Annotated in this window: 11 protein-coding genes; 8 read left to right on the top strand and 3 right to left on the bottom strand. The window is 37.5% G+C overall.

Annotation, left to right across the window (positions count from 1 at the left end; translation table 11 throughout):
- Window positions 1-11: 11 nt before the first annotated feature.
- From HW347_RS01380 to HW347_RS01370, 3 genes are read left to right on the top strand one after another with little or no spacing between them, the layout of a single operon-like run.
- Window positions 12-707: a glycerophosphodiester phosphodiesterase gene (locus HW347_RS01380; RefSeq protein WP_214610170.1), complete on the top strand. Its 696-nt coding sequence runs from the start codon at window positions 12-14 to the stop codon at window positions 705-707.
- The gene (locus HW347_RS01375) at window positions 707-1,990 is read left to right on the top strand and encodes a BaiN/RdsA family NAD(P)/FAD-dependent oxidoreductase (RefSeq protein ID WP_214610169.1); all 1,284 of its coding nucleotides are present in this window, start codon (window positions 707-709) and stop codon (window positions 1,988-1,990) included. Before HW347_RS01380 ends, HW347_RS01375 begins: the two co-directional genes overlap by 1 nt.
- Window positions 1,991-2,530 carry a DUF1697 domain-containing protein gene (locus tag HW347_RS01370; protein WP_214610168.1) on the top strand — a complete coding sequence of 180 codons (540 nt, stop codon included), beginning with the start codon at window positions 1,991-1,993 and terminating at the stop codon, window positions 2,528-2,530.
- 5 nt (window positions 2,531-2,535) lie between these two features.
- Here HW347_RS01370 and HW347_RS01365 read toward each other — a convergent pair whose 3' ends face one another.
- Window positions 2,536-3,012: a TspO/MBR family protein gene (locus HW347_RS01365; protein WP_214610167.1), complete on the bottom strand. Its 477-nt coding sequence runs from the start codon at window positions 3,010-3,012 to the stop codon at window positions 2,536-2,538.
- Window positions 3,013-3,104: 92 nt separating this feature from the next.
- On the opposite strand from HW347_RS01365, the gene HW347_RS01360 reads away from it, so the two are divergent.
- The 5 genes from HW347_RS01360 to HW347_RS01340 all read left to right on the top strand — a co-directional run bounded on the left by HW347_RS01360 (window position 3,105) and on the right by HW347_RS01340 (window position 8,160).
- On the top strand, window positions 3,105-4,190 hold the full coding sequence (locus HW347_RS01360) for a diphosphomevalonate/mevalonate 3,5-bisphosphate decarboxylase family protein (protein ID WP_214610166.1): 1,086 nt from the start codon (window positions 3,105-3,107) through the stop codon (window positions 4,188-4,190).
- A 283-nt stretch (window positions 4,191-4,473) separates the two neighbouring features.
- Window positions 4,474-5,412 carry a mevalonate kinase family protein gene (locus tag HW347_RS01355; protein ID WP_214610165.1) on the top strand — a complete coding sequence of 313 codons (939 nt, stop codon included), beginning with the start codon at window positions 4,474-4,476 and terminating at the stop codon, window positions 5,410-5,412.
- A 12-nt stretch (window positions 5,413-5,424) separates the two neighbouring features.
- Entirely contained in the window at window positions 5,425-6,330 is a 906-nt protein-coding gene (locus tag HW347_RS01350; RefSeq protein ID WP_214610164.1) for a geranylgeranylglycerol-phosphate geranylgeranyltransferase, read from the top strand.
- A complete protein-coding gene (locus HW347_RS01345; RefSeq protein WP_214610163.1) occupies window positions 6,330-7,280 on the top strand; it encodes a carbon-nitrogen hydrolase family protein in 951 nt (316 codons plus the stop codon). Before HW347_RS01350 ends, HW347_RS01345 begins: the two co-directional genes overlap by 1 nt.
- A gap of 25 nt (window positions 7,281-7,305) precedes the next feature.
- On the top strand, window positions 7,306-8,160 hold the full coding sequence (locus HW347_RS01340) for a pseudouridine synthase (protein WP_214610162.1): 855 nt from the start codon (window positions 7,306-7,308) through the stop codon (window positions 8,158-8,160).
- Between the two features lie 47 nt (window positions 8,161-8,207).
- Here the strand turns inward: HW347_RS01340 and HW347_RS01335 are convergent, their stop codons facing one another.
- Complete coding sequence (locus HW347_RS01335) at window positions 8,208-9,149, bottom strand: PorP/SprF family type IX secretion system membrane protein (RefSeq protein WP_214610161.1); 942 nt, start codon at window positions 9,147-9,149, stop codon at window positions 8,208-8,210.
- A gap of 4 nt (window positions 9,150-9,153) precedes the next feature.
- Complete coding sequence (locus HW347_RS01330; protein WP_214610160.1) at window positions 9,154-17,109, bottom strand: BspA family leucine-rich repeat surface protein; 7,956 nt, start codon at window positions 17,107-17,109, stop codon at window positions 9,154-9,156.
- Window positions 17,110-17,129 lie beyond the last annotated feature (20 nt).

Here is a 17,129-nt window from a genome sequence, read left to right as displayed (position 1 = left end):
TATCAAGTTGTATGGAAAATAATAAACCCCTCGTAATTGGTCACCGTGGTGCCATGGGGCATGAAACCGAAAATACTATTGCCTCTATAGAAAAGGCTATGGAATTGGATGTGGATATGATAGAGATTGATGTTTTTAAAATCAAAAGCGGGGAAATCGTAGTTTTTCATGATGACTCTGTAGAACGGCTGACCGATGGTAAAGGCGAAATAGAAAGCTATACGCTAGCGGAGCTGAAAGCTTTGACGGTAGAAGGTGGACATAAAATTCCAACGCTTCAGGAAGTTTTGGATGTCATGGGAGGAAAAACCCAACTTAACATTGAGTTGAAAGGAAGAAACACGGCAACTGATGTAAATAGAATGATCGAAGCCGATGTGAAAGCCGGAAAGTGGAAGCTAAACGATATTATCATTTCTAGTTTTGAATGGGATGAATTGCGAGACATACGTAAGTTAAATTCAGATGTTCGTATTGCTATCCTAATTGAGGAAGACCCACTAGATGCACTTGAAGTTGGTAAAGAGTTAAATGCAGAAGCTATCAATCCTAGTTTTAAAAAACTTACAGCAGAGAACAACCTGAAAATTAAGGAAGCAGGTTTTAAAATTTATCCTTGGACAGTGAACGAACCACAAGATATTCTACATATGAAGAGATTTGGTGTAGACGGTATCATTACCAATTATCCTGAACGCGTAAATTAATGTTTGATGTTATAATTATAGGTGGTGGAGCAGCAGGGTTTTATACAGCAATTCATATTGCGGAGTCAAAGCCCAATCTCAAAATAGCAATTCTAGAACGTGGTAAAGATGTTCTAGGTAAGGTAAAAGTTTCTGGCGGAGGCCGTTGTAACGTAACCCACGCAGAATTTGATCCCAAAGAATTAACTAAAAACTATCCCAGAGGAGAAAAGGAACTTTTAGGTCCTTTTCATACCTATTGTAGTGGTGATACAGTCGGTTTTTTTGAGGAAAGAGGAATTACCTTGAAAATTGAACCAGACGGCCGTATGTTTCCGGAATCGGATTCTTCTCAGACTATTATAGATTGTTTTCTGGGTGAAGCAGACCGCTTGGGTATTAAAATACTAAAGCATAGTGCAGTTTCTAAAATTGAGTCTATTCCATTAGGAAATGATGAGTCAGGCTGGGAGATAACAACAATTAAGCATGCCTACCAATGTAAAAAAGTGGTGGTAGCTACGGGTAGCAACCCCAAAATATGGAAACTTTTAGAGAATTTGGGTCATTCCTTGGTGCCTGCAGTTCCCTCTTTATTTACTTTTAATTGTAAAGATGAACGTATTTCTGGTATACCTGGTGTAAGCACTATGGCAGAAGTTGAGGTGTTCGAGAACCAAGTATATCAATCAAAAGTAACCACAAAATTAAAGAGTAATAGTTCTAAATCTGCTGTGCTAACTTCAGATGGGCCATTGCTTATTACCCATTGGGGTTTGAGCGGGCCGGCAATTCTAAAGCTATCTGCATGGGGAGCGCGATTGCTAAGCGAAATGGAATACCGATTTAAAATCCGCGTGAACTGGTTGCCCGAGTATAATTTTGAAGGGTTGATGGGACTATTCTCTGAAATTAAAGAAATAGAGGCTAAAAAAACAGTATTGCGTACCAAAGCGGTGGAGGTACCGCGCCGTTTGTGGACAAATCTTGTAAGGGCCTCGGATATTTCAGAAACCGATAAATGGGCAGATGTTACCAAAAATCAATTAGAAAAATTGGCTAAACAACTTACCCAATGTGAGCTTAAAATTGATGGCAAGAGTACGTTCAAAGAAGAATTTGTAACTGCGGGAGGTGTTGATTTAAAGGAAGTTAACTTCAAGACTTACGAAAGTAAAAAGTTGCCAGGTATGTATTTTGCCGGAGAAATTATAGATGTAGATGCTATAACCGGAGGCTTCAATTTTCAAAATGCATGGACAGGTGGTTATATTGCTGCTCAAGCAGTTGCAAACACCTTTTAAATGAAAGTTTATATTGCTCTTTTAAGGGGAATCAACGTTAGTGGAAAAAGGAAAGTCCCCATGGCTGACTTGCGGGCTATGTTTACGGATATGGGTTTTATCAATGTAAAAACTTATATACAAAGTGGCAATGTAGTTTTTCAAAGTAAAGAAGATAAGACGGCCATTTTAGAAGATTCGATTGCAGAACATATCAAAAATACCTTTGGCTTTGAAGTACCTGTTCTGGTGAAAACCAAAACAGAACTTGAGGTAATATTTAAAAATAACCCTTATACGGATTCAGATGCCATTGCAGAGAAGCAAGTATATTTTGTATTGTTGAAAAATCCAGCAGAAAAAGAACTTACAAAGGCATTTCATTCAGAAAAATATGTCAATGAGGATTTTAAAATAACCGATGATTGCGTTTATTTACTTTGTAAAATAGGCTACGGAAAAGCAAAATTGAATAATAATCTTATTGAAAGAAAACTGAAAGTAGAAGCCACAACACGTAATTATAATACGATGGTGAAGTTGCTAGACTTGTCCTCTTAAAGCCATTAAGAATTTAGTTCCCACAGCTTATAATTCAGAACCGTGGCAAAACAAACCCATAACAGATATGGTACTAACAACCATGCAGCGGTTGTACTCACTACTTTGAACCTTTTTATAGTAATTGATAGGACTATTACAAGGGTAACTATTATTAGAAGCGCTAAGAATGGTTCTTTCAATCCAAAGAAAACTAGGCTCCAAGAGGCATTGAGCATCAATTGAAACCCAAAATGATAAAGCGCTGTTTGCACCCAAAGGTGATGAAGACCCTTTGCCCAAACAATACCTGCGGCTACGCCCATCATAACATACAGAACCGTCCAAACAGGAGCGAACAGCCAGCTGGGAGGGTTAAAACTAGGTTTATTAAGCGTAGTGAACCAATCGTTTACTGAACTTTGTGTAACAAAACTAGACAGAAAGCCAATGGCCAAACAAATACTTACAGCGTATGCTATATAAAGGGCTTTCTTTTTCAAAATGATTAGCGTTTACCCCTAAAATAGTGATTTATTCTATTGACTGCCACCACAATCTTGGTAAAAACTATCTTTGCACAAAATATTTCGCGATGACCGAAAAAGAATTTATTCCTTCTCCTTACACAAAGTCCGTTTCATCTGGAAAAACGACTTACAAATCTCCAAGCAATATTGCTTTGGTAAAATATTGGGGAAAGAAGAAAAATCAAATCCCTGCTAATCCTTCCATCAGTTTTACTTTAAGTGAATGTGCCACCGTAACTACACTTTCGTACACAAAATTAGATACGCCAAGTGCTATTTTTTCTTTTGATGTTTCTTTAGATGGAAAAAAGGAAGAAGGCTTCAAACCTAAAATCAAAACCTTTTTTGAGCGGGTGTACCAATACCTTCCGTTTTTAAAAGACTATCATTTTGAGATTGAAACTTCTAATTCGTTTCCTCATAGTAGCGGTATTGCTTCTTCGGCATCTGGTATGAGCGCATTGGCTCTTTGCCTTATGGAGATAGAACGAAACCTGAATCCTATGATGACAGCTGAGTTTTTCAATCAGAAAGCTTCTTTTTTAGCACGATTGGGTTCAGGTAGTGCGGCTCGTAGTATAAAAGGTAGTTTGGTTCAATGGGGTGAGCACGAAGATATCGATGCAAGTTCTGATTTGTATGGAGTAGAATATCCTCACAAAGTGCATCCTGTTTTTCAAAATTATTGCGATACCATTCTTTTAGTTGATAAAGGTCAAAAGCAGGTAAGTAGTACGGTAGGGCATGATCTTATGCATGGTCATCCGTTTGCGGAGCAACGTTTCAATCAGGCGCATGAAAACCTATTGAAATTACAATCCATTTTTGAAACCGGAGATATTGATGAATTTATAGGAATTGTAGAAAGTGAGGCATTAACACTTCATGCTATGATGATGACGAGCCGACCGTATTTTATTCTTATGAAGCCAAATACGTTAGAAATCATTAATAAAATTTGGGCATTCAGAGAAACTTCTAAAACCCACGTTTGCTTTACGTTAGATGCTGGGGCGAACGTTCATGTGCTCTATCCTGAAAACGAAAAAGTAGAGGTAGAGCAGTTCATAAAAGATGAACTGGCTCAATTTTGCCAAAACGGACAATTTATAAACGACCATGTAGGAAAGGGCGCACAAAAAATAAACTAGAAACTTCATAATTAAACGGAGTGAACACCGTTAATGATTCAAGAAGAATATGCCGTTTTAATCCGTAGCGCTTGAAAAAACGTATATATAGCATATCTTTATAAGAGGCTGATAACCAATTTGGCTAATGTCGGGTAAGAATTATCACTTAATTCCGACTAATTACAGCAGGGTTAATGGTTTTAACAGATAAAATTGTAGCGTTAATCGTGTTGTGGAGCGAATTTATAGAACCATCAATGGTATATTTCGTATTTTCGCGCCATATCTAATCAACTAGATAATGAAAGGACCGTTATTTTATTCAAAAATACTTCTCTTTGGAGAATATGGAATTATTAAAGACTCTAAAGGGCTTTCTATTCCGTATAACTTTTTCAAGGGCGCTTTAAAGACCGATGAGAATCCGTCTGAAACTGCCAAGAAATCCAATGCTAGCCTACGTGAGTTTGTAGGTTATCTAGAGATGGTGCATAAAAATAGCCCTGACTTAGTTTCTTTTGATTTTGATGCTTTGAAAGCAGACGTTACCGGTGGTATGTACTTTGATAGTTCTATCCCGCAAGGTTACGGTGTTGGTAGTAGTGGTGCACTTGTAGCAGCTATTTACGATAAGTATGCACAAAATAAAATTACAGTTCTAGAGAACTTGACTAGAGAGAAATTATTGACGTTAAAAGAGGTTTTCGGTAAAATGGAGTCTTTTTTCCACGGAAAATCTTCAGGTCTTGATCCTTTAAATAGTTATTTAAGTATTCCTATTCTTATCAATTCAAAAGATAATATAGAGTCTACAAGTATACCCACACAAAACCCGGAAGGTAAGGGTGCTGTATTCTTGTTAGATAGTGGTTCAACAGGTGAAACGGCTCCTATGGTTCAGATTTTCATGGAAAAGATGAAGCAAGAAGGTTTCCGTAACATGCTTAAAGACCAGTTCATTAAGCATACAGATGCTTGCGTTGAAGACTTTGTTAGTGGTAATGTAAGTTCACTTTTTGGTAACCTAAAACAATTGTCTCACGTAGTGCTAGATAATTTTAAGCCTATGATACCTGTAAAGTTCCATGATTTATGGAAAAATGGTATTGAAACCAATGATTACTATCTAAAACTTTGTGGTTCTGGTGGTGGTGGCTACATTCTAGGTTTTGCAGAAGACTTGGATAAAGCTAAAAAAGCATTGAAAGACTACAATTTGGAAGTGGTTTACAACTTCTAAAATCTCATATACATGTTTGGTAGAAAAAATAGACTTTTACTGTTAAAGGTATTCAGTCTTTTTTCTGTTGTTCGCGGTTACAATATTCTTATGATTGTTTTGGCGCAATATCTGGCGTCTATCTATATTTTGGCGCACCAGCTACCTGTCAGGGATGTTGTTTTGGATTTTAATCTTTTCATCATCGTAGTATCTTCAGCTTTGGTTATAGCCAGCGGTTATATTATCAATAATTTTTATGATGCAGAAAAGGACTTGATAAACAAGCCTAGGAAGAGTATGATCGATCGCTTCGTAGGGCAACAGTTTAAACTTACCACATACTTTATCCTCAATTTTTTAGCGGTCATTGCAGCTAGCTACGTATCGTTTAAAGCTGTGTTTTTCTTTTCGGCCTATATTTTTGGTATTTGGATTTACTCACATAAGCTAAAACGTTTACCGTTTATTGGGAATTTTGTTTCGGCAACCTTGGCAATTGCACCATTTTTCGCAGTTTTCGTTTATTACAAGAATTTCGAAAATGTAATATTCGTACATGCCATGTTCTTATTCCTCCTTATTCTAGCGCGCGAGATGATAAAAGACCTCGAAAACCTAAAAGGAGATTTAGTACAGAATTATAAGACCATACCTATTTTATATGGTGGTAGAGTATCCAAAATTCTCATTTCCATATTAATTGTATTAACGTTAATTCCTTCACTTTTGTTAATACTCAGGTTTGACGTAGGATATATGAATTACTACTTTATGGCCTGTGTGGTTCTTCTTATCCTATTTTTGGTTTTACTTTTTAAATCGAAATCAAAAAAAGAGTACGTCTGGCTGCACAACATTCTTAAACTAATTATCATCGTAGGGGTTTTTAGTATATTATTGATAGATGTAGGTCTGGTTTTAAATAGAATTTTATAATGGAGAATATATTAAAAGTGGCCTTGGCGCAGATTTCGCCGGTTTGGTTAGATAAAGAGGCAACACTCAAAAAGATAGAGGTCGCCATTCAGAAAGCTGCAAATGAAAAAGCGGAGCTTGTTGTTTTTGGAGAGGCCCTTTTACCAGGTTACCCATTCTGGTTGGCATTGACCGATGGTGCCGCTTGGGATACGAAAGTCAATAAAGAATTACATGCGCACTACGCTCGTAATTCAATTCAGATTGAATTAGGCGAATTGGACTCAGTGTGTAAATTGGCTAAAGAAAATAAGATTGCCATTTATTTGGGCATTATAGAAAGAGCTCAGAATAGGGGAGGGCATAGTTTGTATTGCTCTTTAGTTTATATAGATGCAAGCGGAGAAATTAAATCGGTTCACCGTAAGCTACAACCCACTTATGACGAACGCCTGACTTGGTCACCAGGTGATGGAAACGGACTTCAGGTTCATCCACTAAAAGAATTTACCGTTGGCGGACTAAATTGTTGGGAGAATTGGATGCCTTTGCCAAGAACCGCGCTTTACGGTTTAGGAGAAAATTTACATATTGCCGTGTGGCCAGGTAGTGATCATAATACAAAAGATATTACCCGTTTTATAGCACGTGAATCTCGCAGCTTCGTAATTTCAGTTTCTTCATTGATGAAAAGAGAAGATTTTCCTGAAACCACACCACATTTAGCCGAAATTTTGAAAAAAGCACCCGCTGTTATGGCTAATGGTGGTTCATGTATTGCCGGCCCGGATGGTGAGTGGTTGGTTGAGCCTGTGTTAGATAGAGAAGGATTACTGTATCATAACCTAGATTTTAATAGGGTTTACGAGGAACGTCAGAATTTTGATCCGGTCGGGCACTATTCAAGACCAGATGTTACTAAGCTTACCGTAAATAGGAAACGACAATCTACTGTAGAGTTCAAAGATTAAAGTTACCTTTGCATAAATTATAGACATGGGTAGATCAGATTCCAACGATGATAAGAGAGCTTCAGGCAGGCAAGGTGGTACTTTTCGCAAGAAAAGTTATGCACGAGGAAATTCACCTGTAAAGAAGAATACAGAACAACAACAACAACCTAAGAAGCCATCAGATCCTAATTTGATTCGCTTGAACAAGTATGTGGCTAATTCAGGTGTTTGTTCACGTAGAGAAGCTGATATCTATATTTCCGCAGGTAGTGTTACCGTAAACGGAAAGCCCGTAATTGAAATGGGTTATAAAGTGAAGCTTACCGATCAAGTTAAGTTTGACGGTCGTTTGCTGAACCCTATAAAGAAAGAATACGTTCTACTTAATAAACCAAAAGACTTCACAACTGCAGCTCGTAACGAGCATGGCAGACGTACCGCTTTGGGCTTAATTTCAAAAGCAACTAAAACTGAGCTTTTACCAGTTGGTAAGTTGAGTAAAGATACTACAGGTCTTTTGTTGTTTACCAATGATGGTGACTTAACAAAACGTCTTAACAGCCCTAAAAACGGTCTTAGAAAGATATTTCATATTGAGCTAAGCAAGCCCTTACGTAGTGCCGACTTGAAAAAGATTCAAGAAGGTATTTTGGTAGATGAAAACGTAATTAAGGTACAGGACGTTAGTTTTGTAGATAAAGCACCCAAAAACCAAGTGGGTATGGAAATCTTTAGTACACGAACCAATATCGTACAACGTATCTTTGAAACATTGGGTTATGAAATCGTAAAATTAGATCGTGTAGTTTATGCAGGTCTTACCAAAAAAGATTTACCTAGAGGACACTGGCGCTATTTGACAGAACAAGAGGTAGTCAATTTGGGTATGGTTAAATAAAAGCTCCTTTCGGAGCTTAGTATTCTAGGTTTTATTTTCATTGACTTTTAGTTGGATTGATATCCTTTGCCAAAGCGATAACTAAGCATAATACCGTGCGTGTTACCAACGGGTGAATCTTTCAATGCCATATTGTAATGGTATATCAAACGAAAGTTTTTAATAAGATAGAGGCCTGCTAATAGGTTCACGGATGAATTGCTTCGGTATCCTGCACCTAGTTCAAAGCGGTTTTTAAAACTTATAGAAACGTTTGTGTCTACTTGCAAGGGGGCTCCTTTTTCAGTTTTAATTAGAATGCTCGGTTTTAGCATAAAATCTTCAAAACGATTATTATAAAAACGATAACCGAAATAACCATATATAGGGCTTTCGAGTTTAAGGTCGTCATTTGATGCCAAACGGTCTCCTAATACATTTGGTGATGAAACTCCAGCATAAAAACGTGCATGATTAAATAAAAATCCAATGCCAATAGTAGGTATGGTTGCATTAATGTTTTGACTAAAATTAGGATCGTCTGCAATACCTAGCTCTAACAAATTATCTTGATATTTTTGTACTCCTGCTGTTATACCAAAAGACAAAGTACCTGGTTGGTAAATTTGCCAATAGGGGCGATCGTCTTCAAAATCAAAGAATATTTTATATGAATATGCCATGAAAGCACTGGTAGAAGTTGTAACTCCAATTTCATCGCGAATTAAACCAGCGCCAACTCCTATCTTGCCTTCTTGTCTTCCTACACTAATGGGAGAGTGAAAACTAAGACTAAAGTTTTTAGGACTTCCTTCAAAGGAGCTGAATCCCGTATTGGTTATTGTTACTTCAGTATCGGGCAATAAACCTGCGTAGGCAGAATTGATTACAAACGGATTGAAATTGTATTCTGGGAAAACAGCAGTTTGCTGACCAAAAGTTGAATTGTATGATAAGAATGACAGTAGAACACCTAGTGCTAACTTGCCAATTTTCTGATTTATTTTCATTGGTTTAGCGCTTGATTACTACGTATCCTTTAGTTTTCTTAAGAATTGTTTCTCCTTCAATTTCAATATGAAAGAAATAGGTGCCTGATGGTAATTGGCCAGCTCCCATTTTGGTTTTAAGGTTGGCATCACCTCTAAAAACTTCTGAACCATTGTTATAATTTTCTATTTTAAAGACGGCATCACCCCAGCGGTTATAGATGGTTACCATGTTTTTAGGGTAATAATCTATATTTTCTATATGCCAATATTCATTAATGCCATCACCATCCGGAGAGAAGCCATATTTGGTATCATCTTCTGGTATAAGTGTAGTAAATGTTTGTTCTTCACATGTTACAGCATCTCCCTTACTATTGTATGCGGTAACGTTTACATAAATTTCCGTTCCAAACGGAAACTCTCCATTATGCATATAACTGGTTAATGGACCAACATCCTGATTGTTAACAATGTCAGTTCCTCCAGAAGTTGTTCCAATAGAAATGCGATAACCGTCTGTTTTCTCTACTTCATTCCAAGTAATAGTACTTTCTAAGGCAACCTCGCTTTCTCCGTTAAAAGGACTTGTAATTGAAGTACATTCTGGAATAATTACCTCGGTCTTAAAACTATCTGAAGTACATCCAAGAGCATCACCAGAGGTGTTGTAAGGGACTATGGTTACAAATATCAGTGTTTCAGAAGGAAGGTCATTTCCAAAAGTATAGCTGGTTAGGGATGCAACATCTTCATTATTTACAATATCAGTTCCGTTGGCTGAAGTACCTACAGAAATCCGGTATCCATCAGCATCAAGACTTTTATTCCAAGAAATATCCGATATAATTGAAACTTCGGTGGCATTGTTTAATGGAGACGACAAGTTGGTACAAGGTGGTATGGGTCTTATGGTGAAACTTTCGGAAGTACATCCAAGTGCATCGCCAACCTCATTGTATGGGGTAATGGTTACTGTAACAACTTCACCTTGGTTAAAATCATTTTGAAAAACATGGGTAGTTCCAGTTACGATTAAGTCAGTTTGGTTGTTAGATGTTGTACTTCCCGCATTTATTGTCAACTTATAGCCATCTGCATCTAAAATTTCATTCCATTTTAACTCACTGACTTCCGCAACAATATCATTATTAGCAGGGGAAATCAAATTGGTGCATAAGGGAACCGATTTAATTGTAAAACTCTCTGAAGAACATCCAAGGGCATCACCAACTTCGTTGTAAGGAGTAACAGTTACGGTAACTGTTTCAGATTGTTCAAAGTCATTTGTAAAATCATAAGATATACCAGATGTTATATTGAAGTCGGTTAAATTATTGGCTGTACTATTGCTTCCAGTTACCGTTAATTTGTAGCCAGTAGCATCAGCAATTGGAGTCCATTCAATATTAGTATCTACTGCTACATCAATAGCATTTGCCGTAGGGGAAACTAAATTGGTGCATAAAGGCACTGGTTTAATGGTAAATCTTTCTGAAGAACACCCAATAGCATCTCCTATTTCATTGTAAGAAACTAGTGTTACGGTAACTGTTTCTCCTTGTTCAAAAATGGCAGGAAAATCGTAGCTATAACCTGTAGATAATACTAAATCGGTTACATTGTTAGCGGTACTGCTGCTAGCGGAAACGGTTAATTTGTATCCGTTAGCTTCGGCAATTGTAGCCCATTCAATATTTGTGTCTACAGCTACATTAATGCTGCCGTCAATAGGTAAAGTTAAGTTAGTACACGAGGGTACGGGTTTGATTGTAAAGCTTTCCGACGAACACCCAATAGCATTGCCCACTTCATTGTAAGGTGTAATGGTTACGGTAACCGTTTCACCTTGTTCAAAATCATTGGTAAAAGAATGCGTTGTGCCAGAAGTAACGTCAAAATCCGTTAAGTTATTTGCAGTACTACTGCTAGCTGTAACCGTCAACTTGTATCCTGTTGCTTCTGGAATAGAGTTCCATGTAATATCAGTATCAACGGCAATGTCAACAGCAGTATTTATTGGAGAGCTAAGTGTTGTACATGACGGAACAGGCTTAATTGTAAAGCTTTCTGAAGTACATCCAACAGCACTGCCCTGATCATTGTAAGGAACGATGGTAACAGAGACGGTCTCACCTTGTTCAAAGTCGTTAGTAAAATTATAAGTAGTTCCTGATGTAACATCAAAATCTGTTATGTTGTTAGCAGTACTACTGCTAGCTAAAACGGTTAGTTTGTAGCCATCTGCGCCTGTGCTAGCATTCCATTCCAAATTAGTGTCAACCGCAATATTTACGCTGCTGTTTGCAGGAGTTGTTAGTGTTGTACAAGCGGGTACGGGAGGTGGAATTATAGTAAAGCTTTCGGAAGTACATGGTCCGGTTGCATCACCAACTGAATTATAAGGTACAATGGTTATAGTAACAGTTTCACCTCTTTCAAAGTCATTGGAAAAAGTGTGAGTTGTACCAGAAGTAACATCAAAGTCTGTTAAGTTATTTGCTGTGCTGCTACTTGCCGTAACGGTCAACTTATAACCATCTGTATTGCTACTAGCGCTCCACTCAATACTTGTATCAACTGCAATATTCGTAGCTCCGTTTGTAGGAGTCATTAAGGTAGTACATGATGGTGGTCCGTCAGTAGTGAAACTTACCTCGGTACAAGGACCTATGGCATTCCCATTATCATTATACGGAATGACTGTTACATAAATAAGAGCGCTTTCGGGAAGGTCTGCTAATAAATCATAAGTAGTTACATTATTTACATCTGCGGTAAAAATATCTGTGCCTTCAGAAGTAGTCCCTACGTTTAACATATATCCGGTAGCCGAACTAACTTCAGCCCATGTTAGATTAGTGGCAGGTGATACTTCTGTTGCCAAATCTGCCGGTGTTGTTAGTACAGTACAACTTGGAGGACTTGTAGAATCTCCTGTTGTAAACGTTTCTTCAATACAGCCTGTAGCATCACCTTCATCGTTATAAGGAACAATTGTAACGTAGTGTAATCTACTTTCCTGTAAATCTCCTGGAATAACATAATTTGTAACACCTACCACATCAGCATTATTTACTACTTCAATTCCCCCAGACGATGTGCCTACAATTACTAAATAACCGGCAGCATTTGTTACTGGTGTCCAACTTAGTTGGGTATCAATAGGAACATCATTTGCGCCATTTAGCGGTGCTGTTAAGCTGGTGCAAGTTGGTGGTACAGGAATTAACTCTGTATGGAAAAATTCTTCGGTACATGCGTTTGCATCACCCTCATCATTGTATGGGGTAATGGTTACAAATATATCGCTGTCTTCTGGTAGGTTTGTGGCAAATTCATAAGTGGTTTTATTACCAACATCTTCAGCGTTAAGTATATCATTTGCCCCTGTTGACGTACCAACTGTTAATTTGTAACCGTCTGCGTTTGAAATAGGGTTCCAGCTTAAGTCACTAGTTACCAGCACATCAGTTGCGGGAAGCGTAGGTTGTGTAAGGTTAGTACATTCGGGTATAGTGGCAAGGTCGTTAGATATGGTAAAGCTTTCTTCGGTACAAGGTCCTACTGCATCTCCTTCATCATTAAAAGGAATTATAGTTACGTAGACAACGTCTCCTGTATTAAAATCTGATGCAAATTCGTACGATGTTTCATTGGTTATAGTTACATTATTTACAACATCAGTACCGCCAGCTGTAGTGCCAACAGTTAAACGATACCCTTGCGCAAAAAGAGCGGGTTCCCATGTGATGTTGGTATTTACTGGTACGTCTACATCTCCATTTAATGGTGATGCTAGTAGTGTGCAGTCTGGAATTGGGCAATCGCGAACATCTAAACTAAACGTCCACCCAAAATTGTCTATCATGGCTTGTCTTTCTTCTTGCGCATCGCAATAAGGAAGACCTTCTGCGCCAAGTGTTATGCCACTTGTCAAGGTTTGTTCTGACCAAGCAATTAATGTGTTGTCATAGTTTTCTCTAATCAGTGCGGTGTTATCCAGCATGTCTCGCATATCGGTAACTCCACTTACATCCCATTCGGCTAAATTTTGATTTAGTGCTGTAGCATTATAGAAAGCAGAACGCATAGTTACATTACCTATATTCCATAAATCCATTGGTTGATTATATGCTGAAGCTCCATAGAACATATAGTCCATATTGCTAACACCAGAAAGACGCCATTTATTTAAACTTTGATTAAAAGTCGTTGCATCACGAAACATCTCTTCCATGGTGGTAACATCTCTTACATTCCATGCTTCAATAATTCCATTAAAAGCGGTAGCTCCATGGAACATATCTTCCATAGTGGTTACAGAAGCTACATTCCATGAATTCATGGTTTGGTTATAGGCAACCGCATCTTCGAACATAGATTGCATCGTTTGCACATAAGAAACATCCCAAGAATCAATGGACTGATTAAAAGCAGTAGCGCCGCTAAACATTTCTTCCATAGTTAAGACTTCGCCAGTATTCCAATTCTGAATGGGTTGATCAAATACAGATGCATCTTCAAACATAGATTTCATATTGGTTACAGAGCCAACATTCCAATTGCCAATAATATCATTAAATGCCGCTGCGCCTTTGAACATTAAAGGCATTAAGGTTACCGATGAAACATCCCAAGAATTTAATGGTTGATTAAATAATAAAGCACTTTCAAACATAGAAGTCATGTCGGCCACTGCACTAACATTCCATTGATCTAAGGGTTGGTTAAAAGCTTCAGCTGATTCAAACATGGATTGCATGCTTACCACTGAGTTGACATTCCAGTTTTGCAAAGGTTGATTAAATACTTGGGCATCGTTAAACATAGAATGCATGCTGGTTACACGAGAAACATTCCAGTTGGCAATGGGTTGGTTGAACAAAAAAGAATTTTTGAACATAGATGCCATATTTGTTACTAAACTGACATCCCATCCATTTAGCGGTTGATTGAAATTTTCTGCACTTTCAAACATACTTATCATGGTTATAACAGAAGATACGTCCCAGATATTAATAGCTTGATTGAATGCTGTTGAACGTGAGAACATAGAATTCATATTCGTGACTTTTGCAACATCCCAGTTATCAAGCGGACTATCAAAAGCAGTGGCTAGGCTGAACATATAACTCATATCGGTGACATTACTAACATTCCAATCATTTAAGTTTTGATCGAAAGAAGTAGTACCGTTAAACATATACCTCATGTCAGTAACGTTACTAACATTCCAGTTATTCAAGGGTTGATTAAAAAATTCGGTTCTCCTAAACATTAACCCCATGTTGGTGACCTTACTTACATCCCAGTTATTTAGTGGTTGATTAAAATCCATGTACCGTACAAAACCATCAAACATTCTGTACATATTTGTTACGTTGCTAACATCCCAAGAATTTAAAGGTTGGTTGAAAAGTTCGGCTCTTTCAAACATTGCTGACATATTAGTCACATTACTAACATCCCAATTATCTATATTGCCGTTAAACAATGAGGCCTCCGCGAAAGCTTCGGACATATCTGTTACTTGTGAGAGGTTTGGAACGTCTGTAGCATTGTAAATCATGTTTTCACAACCGCTACACGCCTTTTTCATAGATTGGTACACATGAGTACCCCACTGATCAATAGAAATTACTTCGTCATCATCTCCACTCGAGAAGTAGGGAGCAGGAAAATCGCCAATAATCGCTATAGTATAAATTCCAGGAGTGTTGTAAATGTGGGTAATATCATTTGTAACATTATTGTTGTATTCACTATCACCCCAATCAATTGAAAAGTTATAAGAAAATGAAGTATTTCTTTGTATTTTGAAATTGTATTGATCAAGACCGGAGGCTGATCCAAGTCTAGTATCAATTGTAATCTTGTAGGCATCGAGGCTATTTACCCATGATGGAACCGTTGTAAAAGTAAATTCTTCGCAACCAATTGCAGGTCCTTCTGCATTATAAGGGGTAATTGTGATGAAAACAATATCACCAGGAATAAACTCATTACTAAAAGTTAAAATTTGTACGTTACCAACATCATAATTATCTGCAGGTGAACCATTGATATTAACAAAACTTCTGACTCCAGCTCTTTCGACTTCAAGGTCAATATAATAACCCGTGGCGTTCGGTGCTGCGGCCCAATGAATGTTTGAATTTGCGGGTACGTTAGTATCTCCTGCTGTAGGGTTTGTTATCGTTGTGCAAAATACATTACTACAGTTTACAATATCACCAGTAATATTCCAGCCATGATTGTCGATAAGATCTTGGCGCACCAATCGACTATCGCAATATTTTACACCGGTAGCACCTAAGCTTACATTGTCTTTAAAAGTTTGTGTTGCCCAACTAATCAGCGTGTCATCGTAATTCTCTTGCGAAAGACCTGAATTAGAGAGCATAGAACTCATATTTCCAACATTTGCAATATTCCAAGGCACTAAGTTTTGGTCAAAAGCAGTAGCGTTTAAAAACATACTTGACATGTTAGTGGTACTACTTGTATTCCAATTACTTAAAGTTTGGTTGAATACTAATGAATTTGCAAACATTCCACTCATGTTGTATACTCCATTGACCGACCAACTATTTAAAGGTTGATTAAAATTATCGGCGTTTTTGAACATACTCGATAAATTAATGGCACTAGATATATTCCAAAGTTGTATGTCTTGGTTAAAGGATGAATCTTCAAACATACTAGCCATGTCTGTCACCTTACTTACATCCCATTGGTCAAGAGGTTGATCAAAAGCTGTTATGTAGAATGATGCCCAACCTGAAAACATACTATTCATATTGGTTACGGAACTTACATCCCAATTGTTTATGGGTTGATTGAATGTAGAACTTTCGAACATACCGGCCATGGTAGTTACATTGCTTACATCCCATTGATCAAGAGGTTGGTTGAAATTTTTTAAACCGCCAGCACTTCCGAAAGTATTACTCATGTTGGTGACATTCGAAACATTCCAATTATTTATGGGCTGATTAAAGGGGGTATTGCTGGCGAACATGCTTGCTATTGTTGTAACATTCGAAACATTCCAATTGTCTAATGGCTTGTTATATTTGCCACTACGAAACATCTCAGACATGTCAGTAACATTGTCAACTACCCAATTGTTAATAGGCTCGTCGAAAGCAGAACTACTAAACATACTTTCCATATTTGTTACTTTGGCAACATTCCAGTTATTTAAAGGTTGATTGAAAGCTCTTGTATATTCAAAGGTTGACACCATATTTGTTACATTCGAAACATTCCAATTATTGATGTTTTGATTAAAGTCTTCTGCGCTTTGAAAAAGACTTTCCATGGTGGTTACAGCGCCTGTATTCCAATTATCTAAGGGCTCATTGAATAGTTCTGCTTTGTAAAAAGAAAATGACATGTCTGTTACCGAGTTAGTTGTCCAATTAGCTAATGGCCTATTAAATATTTCGGCTTCATAGAAAATACCTGATATATCGGTAATTGTGCTGGTGTCCCAATTATTTACTATACCATTAAATGAGGTACAGCCTCTGAACATTTGCTTTAGAGAGGTAATCTGAGAAAGGTCAGGTGAATCTATAGCATCAAAATTTAAGTTTTCACAACCATAGAAAGCATTTTCCATAGTTTGCCATTGTATAGTGCCCCAATTCAAAATTTCAATAATTTTTAGTCTATCTCCTGTATCATTAAAATAGATTGATGGAAAGTCACCACTTATAGAAATTGTATAAGGTCCTGGTGTTGCGTATGAATGTGTAATGTCACCAGTAACTCCAGTATCGGTATTGCTATCTCCCCAATCTACCGAATAATTATAGCTAGTGTAAGCTGGGTTGGTAGGTATGGTAACTTCATTAATGGTAGAAGAACCGGTACTAATATTGTTTGTATTCCAAATAGAAGTAAACGATTGGGAGAAAACGCCCGTGCTAAGTAGTAATAATACTAGCAGAGATAGTAGGTTCTTGGTCATTTTAGGATGGTTTTTGTATC

Source organism: Zobellia barbeyronii, assembly GCF_018603515.1.
Classification (GTDB): domain Bacteria; phylum Bacteroidota; class Bacteroidia; order Flavobacteriales; family Flavobacteriaceae; genus Zobellia; species Zobellia barbeyronii.
This window is presented reverse-complemented; position numbering and strand designations above follow the sequence as displayed.

Excerpts from the sequence above, each read along its gene's own strand:
- HW347_RS01380 (WP_214610170.1), top strand. The coding sequence starts at position 12 with ATGGAAAATAATAAACCCCTCGTAATTGGTCACCGTGGTGCCATGGGG.
- HW347_RS01375 (WP_214610169.1), top strand. The coding sequence starts at position 707 with ATGTTTGATGTTATAATTATAGGTGGTGGAGCAGCAGGGTTTTATACA.
- HW347_RS01370 (WP_214610168.1), top strand. The coding sequence starts at position 1,991 with ATGAAAGTTTATATTGCTCTTTTAAGGGGAATCAACGTTAGTGGAAAA.
- HW347_RS01360 (WP_214610166.1), top strand. The coding sequence starts at position 3,105 with ATGACCGAAAAAGAATTTATTCCTTCTCCTTACACAAAGTCCGTTTCA.
- HW347_RS01355 (WP_214610165.1), top strand. The coding sequence starts at position 4,474 with ATGAAAGGACCGTTATTTTATTCAAAAATACTTCTCTTTGGAGAATAT.
- HW347_RS01350 (WP_214610164.1), top strand. The coding sequence starts at position 5,425 with ATGTTTGGTAGAAAAAATAGACTTTTACTGTTAAAGGTATTCAGTCTT.
- HW347_RS01345 (WP_214610163.1), top strand. The coding sequence starts at position 6,330 with ATGGAGAATATATTAAAAGTGGCCTTGGCGCAGATTTCGCCGGTTTGG.
- HW347_RS01340 (WP_214610162.1), top strand. The coding sequence starts at position 7,306 with ATGGGTAGATCAGATTCCAACGATGATAAGAGAGCTTCAGGCAGGCAA.
- HW347_RS01335 (WP_214610161.1), bottom strand. The coding sequence starts at position 9,149 with ATGAAAATAAATCAGAAAATTGGCAAGTTAGCACTAGGTGTTCTACTG.
- HW347_RS01330 (WP_214610160.1), bottom strand. The coding sequence starts at position 17,109 with ATGACCAAGAACCTACTATCTCTGCTAGTATTATTACTACTTAGCACG.